This is a genomic window from Parasphingorhabdus sp., from assembly GCF_048269915.1.
Lineage (GTDB): Bacteria > Pseudomonadota > Alphaproteobacteria > Sphingomonadales > Sphingomonadaceae > Parasphingorhabdus.
Genome location: NZ_JBLWTY010000003.1, coordinates 491,758 through 507,296 on the forward strand (window position 1 = coordinate 491,758; position 15,539 = coordinate 507,296).

At 55.2% G+C, this 15,539-nt stretch carries 13 protein-coding genes; 3 read left to right on the forward strand and 10 right to left on the reverse strand.

What is annotated here, in order from left to right; translation table 11 throughout:
- Nucleotides 1-6 precede the first annotated feature (6 nt).
- Complete coding sequence (locus ACN0WX_RS10855) at nucleotides 7-1,212, reverse strand: acetyl-CoA C-acetyltransferase (protein ID WP_417622326.1); 1,206 nt, start codon at nucleotides 1,210-1,212, stop codon at nucleotides 7-9.
- A gap of 458 nt (nucleotides 1,213-1,670) precedes the next feature.
- Between ACN0WX_RS10855 and ACN0WX_RS10860 the strand changes: the two genes are divergently transcribed.
- Nucleotides 1,671-4,079: a TonB-dependent receptor gene (locus tag ACN0WX_RS10860; RefSeq protein ID WP_417622327.1), complete on the forward strand. Its 2,409-nt coding sequence runs from the start codon at nucleotides 1,671-1,673 to the stop codon at nucleotides 4,077-4,079.
- An 85-nt stretch (nucleotides 4,080-4,164) separates the two neighbouring features.
- Here the strand turns inward: ACN0WX_RS10860 and ACN0WX_RS10865 are convergent, their stop codons facing one another.
- The 3 genes from ACN0WX_RS10865 to ACN0WX_RS10875 all read right to left on the reverse strand — a co-directional run bounded on the left by ACN0WX_RS10865 (nucleotide 4,165) and on the right by ACN0WX_RS10875 (nucleotide 7,149).
- Nucleotides 4,165-6,132 carry an FAD-dependent oxidoreductase gene (locus ACN0WX_RS10865; protein ID WP_417622328.1) on the reverse strand — a complete coding sequence of 656 codons (1,968 nt, stop codon included), beginning with the start codon at nucleotides 6,130-6,132 and terminating at the stop codon, nucleotides 4,165-4,167.
- Between the two features lie 11 nt (nucleotides 6,133-6,143).
- Complete coding sequence (locus ACN0WX_RS10870; protein WP_417622329.1) at nucleotides 6,144-6,428, reverse strand: DUF1330 domain-containing protein; 285 nt, start codon at nucleotides 6,426-6,428, stop codon at nucleotides 6,144-6,146.
- Nucleotides 6,429-6,504: 76 nt separating this feature from the next.
- A complete protein-coding gene (locus ACN0WX_RS10875) occupies nucleotides 6,505-7,149 on the reverse strand; it encodes a TetR/AcrR family transcriptional regulator (protein WP_417622330.1) in 645 nt (214 codons plus the stop codon).
- A 300-nt stretch (nucleotides 7,150-7,449) separates the two neighbouring features.
- Between ACN0WX_RS10875 and ACN0WX_RS10880 the strand changes: the two genes are divergently transcribed.
- A complete protein-coding gene (locus ACN0WX_RS10880) occupies nucleotides 7,450-8,322 on the forward strand; it encodes a MaoC/PaaZ C-terminal domain-containing protein (protein ID WP_417622331.1) in 873 nt (290 codons plus the stop codon).
- On the opposite strand, the gene ACN0WX_RS10885 is transcribed toward ACN0WX_RS10880, so the two are convergent.
- From ACN0WX_RS10885 to ACN0WX_RS10900, 4 genes are all read right to left on the reverse strand, one after another.
- Nucleotides 8,303-8,692, reverse strand: a complete 390-nt coding sequence (locus ACN0WX_RS10885; RefSeq protein WP_417622332.1) for a VOC family protein — start codon at nucleotides 8,690-8,692, stop codon at nucleotides 8,303-8,305. The genes ACN0WX_RS10880 and ACN0WX_RS10885 overlap by 20 nt on opposite strands.
- Nucleotides 8,692-10,005: an MFS transporter gene (locus ACN0WX_RS10890; RefSeq protein WP_417622333.1), complete on the reverse strand. Its 1,314-nt coding sequence runs from the start codon at nucleotides 10,003-10,005 to the stop codon at nucleotides 8,692-8,694. The genes ACN0WX_RS10885 and ACN0WX_RS10890 overlap by 1 nt, the downstream gene beginning before the upstream one ends.
- Nucleotides 10,006-10,178: 173 nt before the next feature.
- Complete coding sequence (locus tag ACN0WX_RS10895; RefSeq protein ID WP_417622334.1) at nucleotides 10,179-11,312, reverse strand: phosphotransferase family protein; 1,134 nt, start codon at nucleotides 11,310-11,312, stop codon at nucleotides 10,179-10,181.
- Nucleotides 11,312-12,391 (reverse strand): TIGR03857 family LLM class F420-dependent oxidoreductase, encoded by a 1,080-nt coding sequence (locus tag ACN0WX_RS10900; RefSeq protein WP_417622335.1) that lies wholly within the window; start codon nucleotides 12,389-12,391, stop codon nucleotides 11,312-11,314. Before ACN0WX_RS10900 ends, ACN0WX_RS10895 begins: the two co-directional genes overlap by 1 nt.
- A 128-nt stretch (nucleotides 12,392-12,519) precedes the next feature.
- Here ACN0WX_RS10900 and ACN0WX_RS10905 point away from each other — a divergent pair, with 128 nt between their 5' ends.
- Complete coding sequence (locus tag ACN0WX_RS10905) at nucleotides 12,520-12,966, forward strand: nuclear transport factor 2 family protein (RefSeq protein ID WP_417622336.1); 447 nt, start codon at nucleotides 12,520-12,522, stop codon at nucleotides 12,964-12,966.
- Nucleotides 12,967-12,985: 19 nt separating this feature from the next.
- Here ACN0WX_RS10905 and ACN0WX_RS10910 read toward each other — a convergent pair whose 3' ends face one another.
- Both ACN0WX_RS10910 and ACN0WX_RS10915 read right to left on the reverse strand, forming a co-directional pair.
- A complete protein-coding gene (locus ACN0WX_RS10910) occupies nucleotides 12,986-14,209 on the reverse strand; it encodes a cytochrome P450 (protein ID WP_417622337.1) in 1,224 nt (407 codons plus the stop codon).
- 30 nt (nucleotides 14,210-14,239) lie between these two features.
- Entirely contained in the window at nucleotides 14,240-15,427 is a 1,188-nt protein-coding gene (locus ACN0WX_RS10915) for a DUF1214 domain-containing protein (protein WP_417622338.1), read from the reverse strand.
- Nucleotides 15,428-15,539 lie beyond the last annotated feature (112 nt).

Here is a 15,539-nt window from a genome sequence, read left to right on the forward strand (position 1 = left end):
ATCTGGTCAGACCCGTTCAATAATGGTGGCCGTGCCAAGGCCATTGGCAGCGCATAGCAAAGTCATCGCCGTGTTAAGATCGCGACGCTCCATCTCGTCCAATACGGTTCCAAGGATCATCGCCCCGGTCGCGCCAAGCGGATGGCCGAGCGCAATCGCGCCTCCAGCCACATTCGTCTTGGAATGATCGACGTCGAGATGGTCCATGAAACGCATGACGACGCTCGCGAAAGCCTCGTTAAGTTCATAAAGGTCAATGTCATCTTTCGACATGCCCGCATTTTTCAATGCTTTTTTCGCTACATCGACAGGAGCAGTAAGCATGATGGTTGGTTCGGATCCGATCGATGCCCAGGCTTTGATACGCGCGCGGGGCTTGAGTCCTGCGGCTTTGCCAAATTCCGCATTGCCGAGCATGACAATCCCGGAACCGTCGACAATGCCACTGGAATTGCCGCCCGTGTGGACATGATTAAGTTCTTCAACCTGCGGATAACGTTCCTTGGCAACCCTGGCGAAACCCATATCCGCAAGACCGATAAACGCCGGTTTCAGCCCTGAAAGCGATTCCAGCGTCGTCTGCGGACGGCGAAATTCGTCATGATCCAGAATGGTTTCGCCCATCACGTCCTTGACCGGCACGATCGACCGATCAAAATTGCCCGCGTCCCATGAAGCGGCAGCTCGGCGCTGGCTCTCGACCGCGTAGTTGTCAACATCCTCGCGGCTATAGCCTTCCAGGGTCACGATCAAGTCCGCGCCAATGCCCTGCGGGGCATAGTAATTGTTTAACGCCACACGGGGATCTGCCGCCCAGGCACCGCTATCATAACCCATTAAAATGCGGCTCATGCTTTCGACGCCTCCGCCGATCCCGGCGCTTGCCATGCCGGTTCCGATCTGGGCGGCGACATTATTGACGGCCTCCAGGCCGGAAGCGCAGAAACGGTGCACTTGCTGGCCGCTTACCGACTCGGCATAATTTGCGTTCAGCACTGCGCTACGCGCGAGCACACCGCCTTGTTCGCCGACCGGTTGGGCGCAGCCGATCACGACATCGTCCAGCAAGGCGGTGTCGAGTCCGTTGCGATCGCGGATAGCTTCCAGCAACTGGGTGACCAGTTGAATGGGAGGGATTTCGTGCAAGGAACCGCTCGGTTTGCCGCGGCCTCGCGGCGTGCGAACATGGTCGTAGATAAATACATCCTGCATTGCGGCGTATCTCCTGAAATTTGAACTGGCCACTGGCTGACCTGATTGATATTGAGGCCCCTCCAACAAAGGCCGCGGTCTCAGCACCTATCTGCGGGTAGGGTTGCAAATCTCGCTTCCGCCTTGAGCCAAGCGAGCTTGCGGCAACGTCAATAGAGCGTCCCCAATCGTTGCAAATTTGAGCTGTGGTTATAGATATGCTGCGAAGGACCAGTTTTCATCACTTGATCATCATCGAACATGCAGCCCAGAACTATATAGGCTCTGCTACGCAAAATTTTTCCTGTGCCTTTTTGGCAACGCCCGCGCACAACTTGATGCGTGTCCTGCCCTGCCTACCCTTAGATAGGAATTTAATTTCCCCAGCAATCTACAACGAGCACGCAAGTTCGTACAAGCGGACGATGTGAGAGTTTCAGGCTCAAATGATCAAGAGTCAATTATGGGAGGATACACCAATGAATTCATTCCGGTTTAAGGCGGCGCTAGCGACATCCGTGGCCGCAGCAACAATGTTACCATCAATCGGCTATGCGCAAACGAACGAAGAAGCCGTCGAACAGAGAGGCGGATTTGACGTCATCGTCGTCACTGCCCGTAAAACCGATGAGGATCTGCAGAAAACGCCGGTTGCGGTCACCGCGATTAATGCTGAAGCCATTGAGGCCCTGCAAGTGGAGATCGCGACTGATGTCCAGCGCATCGCACCTGGTCTTCTTTCGCGTGGTGCGGGCACCGGGCCATCGGCGATTGTGACCTACGCCCTGCGCGGCAATGCTCAGAACAGTCCAAACTCGGTATCAGATTCGGCAGTTGGTATATATCTTGACGGTGTCTACCTGGCGCGGCCCATCTCGAGTAACCTTGGCTTCCTTGACGTCGCCAACATTCAGGTGGTGCGTGGTACGCAGGGCACATTATTCGGTCGCAACACGACAGGCGGTGCTGTTCAGTTTACAACAGTTCAGCCCGATGGCGAGTTTTCCGGTCATGTGAAAGCGGAAATAGGAAATTACGACCATTATCTCATTGAGGCCGCTGCCACCTTGCCTATCGCAGGTGATGAGCTTTCCGTGCGCTTGGCGGGACGCTATACGGAACGGGACGGCTATGGCCGGAATTTCTTCACCAATGCACCGTTGGGCGATATTGATTCCGATGTATCCACCCGCGGTACAGTAAGATGGGCTCCGGAATCCATGCCTGTCACACTGACAGTATCGGGTGAATATCTGAAATCCAATGACCATGGTACAATGAACGCGCTTGGTGCGGTGAATCCAACCGGACCGCTGGCGACCTTGTTCCCTGGCCAATATTCGCCAGCCTACATCCAGACGCGCCAGAATTTCTATGACAATTTCGGCAATACTGTGACGGCTTCACCCAATGTAAACACGCCACGCAACTATAATGAAGCTTATGGTTTCACCGGGACGCTCGAAGTTGATCTGGACAGCGTGGTTATCAAATCGATCACTGCTTATCGCGACTCCAATTCCGGCAACACACTCGATCTCGATAGTACGCCGGCTGGCGGCATCGAGTTCGACTCGCAATACAAGCAGCATCAGTTCAGTGAAGAATTGCAACTGTCCGGTACCACCGGTTCGCTCGAGTGGATCGTCGGTGGTTACTATTTCACCGAAAGCGGAGTCGAACGGTCTGATTCCTATGCACTGCATGATGTGCCTGCGTTGGGCGGACTGAGCTTGGCGCCATCAGGCCGCAACCTGACGGATTTCAAATCGGAATCGACTGCAGTTTTTGCGCAGGCTAACTACAATCTTTCCCAAGACCTGCGCGTTACCGCCGGCCTTCGCTATACTTGGGACAAGCGCAGCATCAACGGACATGGGGTGAATAATATTCGCGGCGTACCCGAAGCATTATTCGTGCCGGGTGTTGGCGTGGTTGTCGTGCAGCCCGACACCTGCCGCGTTGGCCCCAATGCGGGAACAACCCCACCGACACCCTGTGATGCGCCTTTCAGTGCGTCCTTCAGCTATCCGGCATGGACATTCGGGCTCGACTACCAGCTCAATTCAGACATGCTGTTATACGCCAAGACCGGCGGCGCCTCTTTGTCTGGCGGATTCAACACCCGCCCGGCTCCTCCTGGATCGGAAGCATTTTCTCCGGAAGATGTTCGTGACGTTGAGGCCGGTTTCAAGGGCGAATTTCTCAATCGAACGCTTCAGACCAATCTTTCCGTCTTCCATATCTGGCGGAAAGGCGCGCAGAATATCGTTAATGGTATCGTGAATGGCGGCCTGACGCAATTTGCACAAAACTCGGGCAACATCCGTGCCTATGGCGCCGAACTTGAAGTCCGTGCGCTCCCATGGGAGGGCATGGAAGTTCGGGGAGCTGCTTCGCGTCTCTGGTCGGAATATGAATCCGGTACCTTTATTGATCTGGGTACAAATGGCCCCTTTGATCGTAGCGGGGAATCGGTTGCTCAAACGCCGAAATGGACGCTGAATATCGGTGCCACGCAAACGCTCGAGGCAGATTGGGGCGAAATGTCTTTCCACCTCGATTATGCGTATATTTCCGCACGCAACTTTGGTCAGGAAACTGCCGATCTGACAAATCCCGCACTGACCCCGGCGCAAATATCGCAGATGCTTTCGGATGTAGCGATTGCCAATGCCCTTGGTACCTTGCCTGGATATAGCATCGTGAATGGTCGGGTCACGACAGAGCTGGGCGTTGATGGTCTGGAACTGGCCATCTGGGGACGGAACATGCTGGACAAGAAATACAGCCAGAACCTGTTTAACAGCTACCGGCAGCTTGGTTTTGTCGCTTATAATCCAGGGCCACCCGCAACCTACGGTGCTACCCTCACCTTCCGCTGGTAGGTAGGAGGCAGACCAGCCAGACGCGAGATCAAAAAAAGGCCGGGCAATCGCCCGGCCTTTTTGTTCATACTGTGCCAATCAAGGCCTAAAGCATCATTGCCGCCCTGCGCCCGTCCTTTATCGCTTCATCGGTGCCGAAGACACTCCAGCGCGCCTCACGGGCATCGCCGGCAACATGAACTTCCAGCCCGCTATCGCACAATGCGTGATAAAGCGCCTCCTGGGGCGGCTTGGATGTTACCATGATGACATTGTCTATATTCTCGAGCACAGTTTCATCCCCCGTCGAATAACCGGTTAGCGTGACGTTGGCGGGATCGATTCTGCTGATCGCGGTTTGCGGCAAGAAAGTTACCTTGGGCAGAACCCGCTTGGAGAGAACCTTGTTAATGCCGATTTCGCTGACCGACATGGCGATACCGCTGTCGATTGTCACGAGGAAAACCTCCTTGCCCTGATCGGCCAGCAGCTCGGCAATGCCAGGACCTACTTCATAGGATGTGTTGTCGTAGACCACCACGCGGTTACCCGTACGGGCATAGTCGAGCAACAGGTCTTCCGGTGTCAGGACATGATCAAGATCTGATCCCGGCACACCATCAAGCTGGTTCTTGCTGACCCCATTTCTGGCATAGCGCGCGCCGGTGGTTACAATCACTGCCTCGGCTCCCAGCTCAGCGATAATCCCGGACGTCGCTTCTGTGTTGCGCCGGATATCCACAGCGAGCTTGTGCAATTGCAGTTCCAGCCAGCGGATGATGTCGCTGCGATCTTCCAGACCCGGGAGCTTCGCTTGCAGCATCACATGGCCCCCCAGACTGTCCGATTTCTCGAGCAGTGTCACCTTGTGGCCGCGCCGTGCTGCATCATAGGCGGCCTGCATGCCAGCCGGGCCAGCACCTGCAACGACCACTTTCTTGGGATTCGAACTGACCGACGGCGCGGGCAAATACTCGCTGCCGATTTCCGGGTTCACCGTACATCCGACCGGATGGCCGATACAGGATCGCAGGAAGCAGCCTTCAAGATCGCCAATACAGGCGCGAATTTCATCCTTCTCACCATCGCGTGACTTGTTGGCCCAGTCCGCATCGGCAATAACCGAGCGGGCGACGAATATCATGTCGAGCTTGCCTTCATCGATAAGCTGGTCACCATATGCGGCGTCCAGGATGCGACCGCCGCTAACCACGGGAATATCGACAACCTTTTTCACTTCGGCTGCAGCGTAGACATGCGTACCCTGTTCACCGAGATAGGATGACGGATAGTGAAAATGCGTCATCTGCGGCTTCTGGCCGCGAGCGGTGATCCGGAGCCAGTCAACCTTGCCGCTGTCGGACAGCAATTTGCACATGGCCAGACCTTCGCTCAGTCCGTCACCGCCCAAAGTGGTGTCATCGGCGTTGACAGCAAGACCGAGAACAAAATCAGGATGGCAACGCTTGCGAACACCATCAACAATTTCCATGACCACGCGCATGCGGTTTTCCAGACTGCCACCATATTCGTCCGTCCGTTTGTTATAAAGCGGCGATGTGAAGCTTTGCATTCCGGCGCCGCCACCAATGGGAAACTCGAATCCGTCCGCGCCGGCTTCTTCAGCATGTTGTGCAGCAACAATATGGGCTTCTGCCAGTTGCCGGATCTCCGCGATCGTCATCGAACGCGGCTGGGTATCGCTCATCACCGTGTGCGGCGCAGCACCCGATGCCTGCGGCTGCGAGGGATCGGCCTGCATCCAGACGCCCTGCACGGCAATCTTGCTGCCATGTTTATGCGCCGCATCGACAATCCGCTTCATCGCTGGAATATGCTCGCGATTATAGGCTTCGATAAACCAGCCTGGCGGCACCAGCGGCGCCGGCAAAACCTGGCAGCTGGCAATCACCATGAAGCCGCAACCGCCCTTGGCCCGCGCTTCGAAATAGCCGACCTGTGCGTCGGTTCCGATGCCCAGCCCCACCATGCCATGCGGGGACATGAAAACCCGGTTCGGAATTTCCAGATTACCGATTTTATAAGGGCTGAAAAGATGTTTGAAACTGGTCATAATGCCCTCCCTCAACTATCGAATGTTATCACAAATTCCGTATCCGCCGCGGCATGCCGGAGCGGAATGACTTCCTGATAACCTTCGGATAAATACCAGGCACGGGCGGCACCATCATCGGCAAATTTCATGATGATGATCGAGGTTCCGGGAAATTCACCTTCATGTGTTTCCGGATCATCGCTTAAACCGACCTCGACATTTACTCCGTCGATCAAAGCAAATCCTGCGGCTGCATATTCCGCATATTTCTCGAGATTATGTTTGGTAACAACACCGACCATATAGGACGCCATTCTACTCTCCTCTTGTTCCTTATTACCGTTGTCCCGCATATTATGCGCAACAGAAGCAAGAGAAAGAGCGGACTTTTTATGCCGGTAAAGCCGCTGTTTTCAGTCCACCCAACGTGAGCGCAACGACATGATCCCGCCACAGGGCGATCCCCTGTTCGGAAGAGAAGTCTACTCCGCAGGTTTCGGACATTGACCAGTTTTGGGCGAAGGATCCGGTCGCGAGAGCGAAGACCGACCAGTAGAATAAATAGGGATCGACGCCTGGCCGGAAATCACCCGTCACAACTCCGCGATCAAGAATCGGAACAATGCGGCCCTCCACAAACTTGCGAACCGCAGGAAGATATTGTGATCGGCGCGTGACATGCTCACCCTGATGCAATGCCTGATCCACGGTCATGCCGATCAGAAAGGGCAAATCGATGTTATTCTGTATGATTCGGTCGATCAGAGCGGCAATCGCTTCCGGTGGCGATAACTTGTCATAGTCGGGTGTGTCGAGCATGGCATGAACATCCACTGCAATACGATCGAGTACGACTCCGTAAAGCTCCTCTTTCGTCTTGAAATAGTGGTAGACAAGCTGCTTGGAGACGCTCGCCGATTTGGCAATGCTGTCCAATTTTGCACCGTCAAATCCGTGCTCGGAAAATGCGTCGCGCGCGGCCTTGAGGATGCGGTCCAGCGTGACGGAAGAAGAATGGCGGACAGTATCTGTCATCAGGACCTATTCAACAGTATCGAAGGTGGCGCGGTCAAACATGCCTGATGGAATGTCGGACAGAGGGCTGGTTCGGTGCATGAACTTGCTGTAGCAAGAGCTAAAGGAAGCCGACAAGCAGTTTTCCCGAGCAATCATCGTCCGGTCTGTGATCTCGCCTGCCTTAAGAAAGGATACGTCCGTAGCGACATTCGAAAATACAGAAGACAGGGAAAATGGATTTCAAATGACAGGCGAAGCCGCTGCACCCCGCCGTTCAAAGGCGGAAAGTTTGCGAGCGCTTGGGAACGCACTAATAAAATGACCAATATCCTGAATGTAGATAAACTGCTGGCATATGACATTCCGCAGGCACGGGACGATTATGATCCGCGCGACGCGATCCTCTATGCACTTGGTGTCGGCACCGGTCTGAGCGATCAGATTGACGAGACCAGCTTGTTGTTCGAGCGTGACCTTCAGGTGCTGCCGACAATGGCTCTGGTTCTGGGTACGCCCGGTTTCTGGCCGATGGATCCCGGATCGGGGCTGGACTGGCGGAACATCCTCCACGGCGAACAGCGACTGAAAATATTCGATCCGCTCGATCCGTTCGGAACCATGATCGGCGAAACGAGAGTCACCGATATTGCCGACAAAGGCCAAGGCAATGCTGCGTTGGTCAGAGCTGTAAAGGAATTGCGGACCCAAAGCGGCCTGCTGGTGGCCCAGGCTAGCGAAACCTGGCTGGTTCGCGGCGCCGGTGGATTTGGCGGTGAACGCAACTTGCCCGGTGATCCTCTGCCTCCTGTTCCGGATCGTGCGCCGGATTTCGAGGTGGTTCTCCCGACCTCGCTATCGCAGGCGGCGACCTATCGTCTATCCGGTGACCGTAACCCTCTGCATATCGATCCCGATATCGCAAAAAATGCGGGTTTTGATCGTCCCATATTGCATGGTTTGTCGACCATGGGGCTTGTGGCGCGAGCGGTAGTTCATGCTTGTTGTGGTGGTACTGCAAAGAATTTGCGCGAAATCGGCGTGCGGTTCACCTCGCCTGTCTATCCAGGAGACACGATCCGAACCCATATCTGGCAGGACAATGACATCATCCAATTCCGTGCGGAAGTGATCGAACGCAAGCAGCCCCTCATCGAAAATGGTCTGGCGAAAATCAGCCGGATGGCTGTTTGAAACAATAGGCGCAAATCTTGTTTCCGTCAGGATCAAACAGATAGGCCCCATAAGCATGCGGCACCGCTCCCCGGATTCCGGGTGCGCCGGCATCGCTGCCACCAGCCGCCAAGCCAGCTGCATGAAATGCGGCTACCGCCTCCCGGTCCGGTGCCTTGAATCCGATGGTTATCCCGTTGCCCGGGGAGGCCCCCTGCCCGTCAATCGGCTTGAGCACCAGAAATTCGGCGGCTCTCTGTCCATAGGCAAGCCCTTGATCGAGAAAGTCACCCAGCCGCGTGATGCCCAAGGGTGCCAGCGCGGCATCGTAGAATTTCCCCGCCCCCTTCAAGTCATTGGTGCCGACACAATTATGCGTAAAAATCCCCATCAGTCAGACGTCGCCGATTTTGGCATTTTTAGCAGCAGGATTGCAAATATGGACAATAGCGAACCAATGGCGATGATCGTTGAAACATCGCCCATATTGAGACCACGTGCAAACAGGATCCCCGCCAGTGCCGGTCCCATCGCGGCGCCCGCTCGGCCGAAACCGATACCGAATCCGGTCCCTGTCGCACGAACGCGCGGTGGAAAGGCCATTGCCAGCAGCGCATAAAACCCAACGGCCGCAGCATTGGAGAAAAACGCCGTGATCCCGGCAATCCAGCCCAGCATCGCGATATCCGCGGGTGCCCTGCCAAAGATATTGAGCATCACGAATGCGCCGGCCAATGAAATCACCGTTGCCTTTCTTATTCCGATTTTCAGCGAGACGACACCAAGCAATCCACCTCCCACGGCGCCACCAAGCATCGCCAATGTTAGTACGCCGCCTCCGGCGCTCGCATCGAACCCCATATCGACAACCAATTTGGGAATCCATTTGACGAAATAATAATAGGCCGTGACATGGGTGAGATAGGCCAGCGTCAACAATATCGTGCGCGCCAGCAAAGGCGGCTGCAAAATTTCAACAAATGGTGCGCGCGGTTGTTTCTGCGGTGGATCGGGTAACTGGTTCAGTTGCGGCAAATCGAACCGCTGCAAAACCCCGTTGATCCGTTCAAGCGCTCGTGCAGGTCGCTTTTCATTGAGCCAGTCAGGCGTTTCCGGAACCAACCATAATGCTAACGGTATACATGCTATGGTCAGGACGGCACCGAGGTAGAAAACGACCCGCCAGTCACCGCCAGCAAGCCAAACGCTCGCGACCATGCCGCCAAAAAATGCACCCAGCGGATAACCGATGACCATCAACGGCAAAACCAGATTGCGGTACCGCGCATTGGCAAATTCAGCGACGGTGGCGTTCAGCGCGGCAAGCATTCCACCAATTCCCAGGCCTGTCAGCAATCGCCATAGCGACAATTGCGTGACATCACTGGACGTTGGAGCGAGGAGCATTCCCGTAGCCATCACGACAAGGCAGCCGATGATAGTCCGGCGTCGACCAAAGCGATCAGCCATGCCGCCCAGCAGAATCGAACCGGCAGCCATGCCGATCAGCTCCATCGAAAGCACCCAGCCGAGCACATCTTTGGGAACCGCCCATTCCTCGGCAATGCCGGGAGCGGCGAAGCTGATTGACATCACATCGAAGCCATCCAGCGCATTGAGCAGGATCGTCATAGCCAGGGCCGCGATCTGCCACTTTCCCAGCTTTCCTTCGTCGATTATTTCTCGCGGCGTTTTCGCCATCATTTTCCTCCGCAAACCGCTCTTCGGTGTTTTGTCGCAATATGGCTCATCGACGGGTTTTCTTCCACCTTGATTGCGCAATCACCGATAGAATGCGATCCGGTATTTTCCATCATGCTTCTTCCTTCGATCTGATTGTTCGAGGCTGAAGACGATCGGTCGACGGAGCGGGATTCCTAGCCGTCGTCTTTCTGATCGACCGGCGTCATGTTGCTCATGAAGGCATAGAAATCCGGTCCCAGTTCGGGCAGTTTCATTCCCAGTCTTTCGGCCAGATAGAGCGTCATGAAATTGGCATTGAGTGACTTGTTTTCGGGTGGAATATTACCGATGCCCACCTGCCGGTCAAATGCGCCAACGGCGACCAGCGCCATGCGCAGCGCAACAACCACATCATAATATTCAAGATGCTGCGCCCTGCGTCCGGTTTCGGATTCCCAGATGGCAATGGTCTCGTCTCGGGTTGGCAGGCCTTCCAGCCGTTCAACACCAAACCGGCGGCTGAACAAATCATCAAAATAGAGCCACCAGGCAAGGTCCAGCTCCGACGGGCCAAGTGCAGCCAATTCCCAGTCAATCAGCGCATTGACGCTGCCATCATCCGCGAACATCACATTGGACGGTGTACTGTCACCCCAAAGGACATTCACATCCGTATCTTTCGGCTGCTGCTCGCGGATATAACCGATCGCCCTGTCGACATAGGGCATCACCCGGTCCTTGCGGCAACCATGATACCAGGCCTCGATATGGCCGAGATATTGATCCAGTCCGGGCTCGCCCCATTCACTCCGCGCAAGGAATGAAAATCCATCGGCCTGCCAGTCGATCCGGCTCATCTTCGCATAAGCTTCGATGGCGTTTTTCCAGCTTTGTCTCCGCTGGACCGGGCTCATCTCAGCCAGCCAGCCTTTCGAATTGTAATTGGGATTTTGCGTCGCAGATTGCCCATCTACCCGCCCCATTATGAGAAATGGCATGTCGAGTATGGTTGAATCCAGTTCCATCCCCACCCATTCGGGCACGGGCGTTACCCGCAACCGGTCCAGTGCCGCCATCATCCGGCCCTGCAATTCGAGACTCGATCCGAGCACAACTTCCAGATCGCCCGGCTGACGGCGGACGACCAAAGTGCGAGATTGCGATCCATCCGCATCCCGGAAATCGACATCCACGAAAAATATTTCAGCCGAAAAACCCGAACCCAGTGCAACTTCGAGCGGTCGCAGCCGAACGTCGGACCAGCCGTCAACATTGGTATCGAGCCAGTCACGCAGACGGGCCTGCACCTGTGCAGCAGACAATGTCACTAAAGCCCCCTTGCCGCCAGTGCGCGCTTCAATTCCGTTGTGAGCGGTCCCATGTCAAAGGGCGAAGCGCCGTGCAGCAAGATTTCGTCGGCACCCGCATCCAGATAGTGCATCAACTGGTCGGCGCAGTTGGCCGCGGTCCCGACGGCCGCCCCTTCGTCGATCCATTGTTGCGGCAGAAGCTGTCCGACATCGACCAGTTCCTGGCGGGTATAGGCCTGATCGGCCGGCTTTCCATTCAGGTTGGCAATTTTCGGGTGCGCGCGGACCTTATCCAAAACACCTTTGTCCCATTCGTTGATCTCGACGATCAGATCGCCAAATCCGGGCAATTCGAAATAGGTGATCGCCCGCCCGCGAACCACGGCATCTTCCTCGTCCTTCGGCAAGTCAGGCGCGACGATGATGTTGTGATAGATCCGCACCGACATAGGATCCCGCCCGGCTTTCTCGGCAGCATCCCTGACGATTTTGGTGCTGTTCCGGACCCCGGTTGGTGAAATGAAGGGATGCAGCAAAACCCCATCGCAATGCGTTCCGGCAAAGGCGAGGCTCTTGGGACCAATTGCGGTAAAAATGATCGGCGGCTTTGGGCCATCATGAAAATCCGTGAGCTTGAGCATCGGAAACTTGCCCAAAATTCCGTCATATTCAACGGTCTCTCCGGCCCACAAGCGCCGGAATATGCTGATATAGTCGGCAAGCCTTTCCATCGTGATTGCCGGTGCGCCCATCATTTTCATATAGGCTGGAACAGCGCGAGCAAACATCACTCCGAAGCGATTTGCGCTCATCGCCTGCATTAAATTTGCGACACTCGCCGTCACCAGCGGATGTCGCATCGTGGCATAAAAAGTGCCGTTGATACGGATTTTCGAAGTTGCCTCGCTTACCGCACCAGCCAGAACAGCCGGTTCCTTCAGTGCAAAACGTTCCGAAATCCACACAGCGCCCAGCCCGATCCGTTCGGTTTCCAGCGCTTCTTCGATTCCGCGACGGGGATCCTCGACCCGGCCAGGCAGAATATAGGTTCCGAACCGGTCGAAAAGTGCCTGCGCGCCTGGCTCTTGCATTGTCATGATTTTCCTTATCCAATTCTCGATATTGGCAACCACCATCAGATATCATGTCGCATGGTCAACCTGCCAGAAGGCAGGGTCTGGTAAACCACTCAATAAGGCAGAAAGCTGTTACAGGAGTGCGAAATATGGATGCATTACAAAACTTACAGGCCATTGAAGATATTCGCGCGGTGAAGGCGCGCTACTGCCGCTTCCTCGATACCAAGGACTGGGACGGATTTACTTCGCTGTTCACGGCCGATGCGACAATGGATGTGCAGGAAGATACCGGAAACCCTCCGGTAACCGGTGTCGAAGCCATTGTGGCGCAAGTCCGTTTCGCAGTCGATCATGCGGCGACGAGCCATCAGGTCCATACGCCGGAAATCATGCTGGATGGACCGGATAAGGCCCATGGCACTTGGGCGATGCAGGACCGGGTTGTCTGGCAAGAAGGCAAATCACCGATCGAGGGGATTGCCTCGATCACCGGCTATGGACAATATCACGAAAGCTACCGGCTAGAAGATGGCATCTGGAAAATAGCCGCCTTGCGCCTGTCACGCTTCCACGTGGATATGCATCCGGTCTGAACGTCAGACCGGTTACAAATCAGACGTCCCATTGCAGTTCCAGCCTGGGCACGTGCAGGATATTGCCCGCATGATACTGAATCTGAAAGCCGTCGGCGACGCGGAAGGGCGGGACAAGTTTGAGCCATTGTTCCAGAGCCGTATGCATTTCCATCCGTGCCAGATGCATCCCCAGACATTTGTGGATACCGAAACCGAGAGAAATATGCGGTGCCTTGCGATCAAAGCGAATTTCTTCGGGATTGTCATAATAATCCGGATCATAGCCGGCGATCGCTGTGGAAATACCGACATAGTCGCCCGGCATGATCTTCTGTCCGTGAATCTCGATTTCCTTGGCCGCGATCCGGAACACGCTGACCGGTGCGAAAGCACGCAGGAATTCTTCGACCGCCAGAACGATTTTTTTCGGATCGTCGCGCAGTTCCTGCTGTTTGTCAGGGTTCTTGGCAAGATAGGTAAAGATATTGCCGAGCATCGACGTCACCGTATCCAGACCGCCAATGAACAGGTTGAAGCAATGGCCAAATACTTCCTTGTCATTCCATTTGCGCCCTTCGACCTCATAGTCGAAAATCCCGCTCACATAGTCATCACCTGGATTGGCACGGCGATCCGCGATCATCTCTTTGAGATAGTCGACCACCTTGCGAATTGAGCTGGTGCGTAGCTCAAAGTCATTGGTGTGGAAAATATCCTTCTCCCACTGCAGAAATTCCCCCATCCGTTCCTGCGGCAAACCGAGCAGGTCAAGCACGATATAGATCGGGAATTTCGAAGAGAAATCCTCGACAAATTCGCAATGTCCGCGGTCTTTGAATTCCTCGATTTGCCGGATGGCGCGGTCATGCAGTTCATCACGCATCTTTGCGATTTTCTGTGGCGCAAAAAAAGGATTGAGCGCCTTGCGATATTCACCATGGATCGGCGGATCGGTTTCGGTAGGGATCACCAACCAGTCCTCGCCGATCGACTGGGCAAATTTACCCATGCCATTTTTCGTGTAATTGTCGGGATCCCGCAAGACCGCATGCATGTCGTCAACCTTGGTCAACAACCAGCCGCCATGGTCTCCGGGAAAAATGTTGCTGCACCAGGTAATAGGCCCAAGCGTGCGGTGAATTTCCGGGATCATCGTCTCCTGCGGGCAGACATCGACATTTGAGCGTGAAAAAAAATCGAGCCAAACGGCCTTGTCCGCTGGAACATGAGCCGGGAGTTCTTGGGTCGGTGCGGAAGCCATTATCATTCTCCGAATCTAAATTTTGTCTGCCTACCAGATAATACGCATTTGCGCCGACAGCCTGCGGTTGCGCAGCGCAATGGCGCGTTGCTGCGGACTGACACGTCTGGTTGATTCAGGCAAATGCTCCAGAATATCGGCCAGTTGGACCTTTCTTAAGGTAGGCATCGGTTTTTCGCTCGCTTCGAACCATCGCCCCTGAATGGCGCCAGTCGGATAGCCGGAAATATCGAGCCAGTTATGGACACCGGGATCTCGCGCTGAAATGACGGTTCGAAATACGCCATCTTCATCGACCAGCCCCTGCATGTCGTTGAGGCTGGACTGGTTATTGTACCAGTCCGTGGTCTCGTAGAGATCATTGGTCAGGATGATCGACCAATATTTGTAGCTGTCCGGCACATTGACTTCGCTGATCAGCGCCTCGTCCTCTGCCAGTTCATAGGCGCATTCATAATAGAATTGCCCTGCCAGACCCGACATTTGGGAGACATCGAATATCTTGAACCGGTTGATATAGCCTTCGTCGCGAAGTTCTTCGACATGGGTGGGAAAGGCCAGCGCGCAGACGGAGGTGATGCCCGGCATTTCGGCAAATGCTTCATGCAGCTGTGCGGCCGCAGGTCGGCCTTTTGCTGCTTCGACATCCAACCGCGCTATGCCGAACCGCGGCTCGCGCTCGACGCCCCAGTCGCAAGCGACAATCCGGACCATGAGTTTTTCGCAATCCGGCTCGAGCCGAAACCAGTCTCCTTCATAGCCAGACGGGCGTACCGGCGAGATCACGACTTCGAAAGACCCGTCTTCCCCTGTCGCCAGATCGTCAAAATCAATCTGTCCCAATAGCGGATGATGTTTGCCGGTGCGCAATGTATCCGGACCCATTTGTGCCAGGATGACCATCCGAACGGTCCCGCGGTCACCTCGCAGCAGATAGGATCCACCCTTCTCGATGAGGCAGGATTTGTAAATCGTATCGGCGTTGGGCTGAAAGATATTCTGGGCGATATTGAGTTCCGGCACGAACATCGGATGGCGCCGGTCCCCGACCATTGCATCGCTGCTGGCGCGGGACAGGCCGGCAAGCAGCAAGCGCATGGATTCGGCCATGACCTGAGGATCATGTCGCAAGCGCTCGGGAACGCGTTTGCGCATCGCTTCGCCCAGCGGACGCAACCCGTCTACCAGCTTTTCCCACTCAAGCCCGTCATTCGCCATATCAGACCTCCATCTACCCGATCCCGTCCCTTTTTTAGCCGCATCGGATTTGGCAAACCCGTCCACCGACAGGTGAGACAGCAGCGCAGCCGTCCAGACTGCCCGTTTCAAG

Bases quoted from the DNA above. Each gene is read 5' to 3' on its own strand.
- ACN0WX_RS10855 (WP_417622326.1), bottom strand. From the start codon at position 1,212: ATGCAGGATGTATTTATCTACGACCATGTTCGCACGCCGCGAGGCCGC.
- ACN0WX_RS10860 (WP_417622327.1), top strand. From the start codon at position 1,671: ATGAATTCATTCCGGTTTAAGGCGGCGCTAGCGACATCCGTGGCCGCA.
- ACN0WX_RS10865 (WP_417622328.1), bottom strand. From the start codon at position 6,132: ATGACCAGTTTCAAACATCTTTTCAGCCCTTATAAAATCGGTAATCTG.
- ACN0WX_RS10870 (WP_417622329.1), bottom strand. From the start codon at position 6,428: ATGGCGTCCTATATGGTCGGTGTTGTTACCAAACATAATCTCGAGAAA.
- ACN0WX_RS10875 (WP_417622330.1), bottom strand. From the start codon at position 7,149: ATGACAGATACTGTCCGCCATTCTTCTTCCGTCACGCTGGACCGCATC.
- ACN0WX_RS10880 (WP_417622331.1), top strand. From the start codon at position 7,450: ATGACCAATATCCTGAATGTAGATAAACTGCTGGCATATGACATTCCG.
- ACN0WX_RS10885 (WP_417622332.1), bottom strand. From the start codon at position 8,692: ATGGGGATTTTTACGCATAATTGTGTCGGCACCAATGACTTGAAGGGG.
- ACN0WX_RS10890 (WP_417622333.1), bottom strand. From the start codon at position 10,005: ATGATGGCGAAAACGCCGCGAGAAATAATCGACGAAGGAAAGCTGGGA.
- ACN0WX_RS10900 (WP_417622335.1), bottom strand. From the start codon at position 12,391: ATGACAATGCAAGAGCCAGGCGCGCAGGCACTTTTCGACCGGTTCGGA.
- ACN0WX_RS10905 (WP_417622336.1), top strand. From the start codon at position 12,520: ATGGATGCATTACAAAACTTACAGGCCATTGAAGATATTCGCGCGGTG.
- ACN0WX_RS10910 (WP_417622337.1), bottom strand. From the start codon at position 14,209: ATGGCTTCCGCACCGACCCAAGAACTCCCGGCTCATGTTCCAGCGGAC.
- ACN0WX_RS10915 (WP_417622338.1), bottom strand. From the start codon at position 15,427: ATGGCGAATGACGGGCTTGAGTGGGAAAAGCTGGTAGACGGGTTGCGT.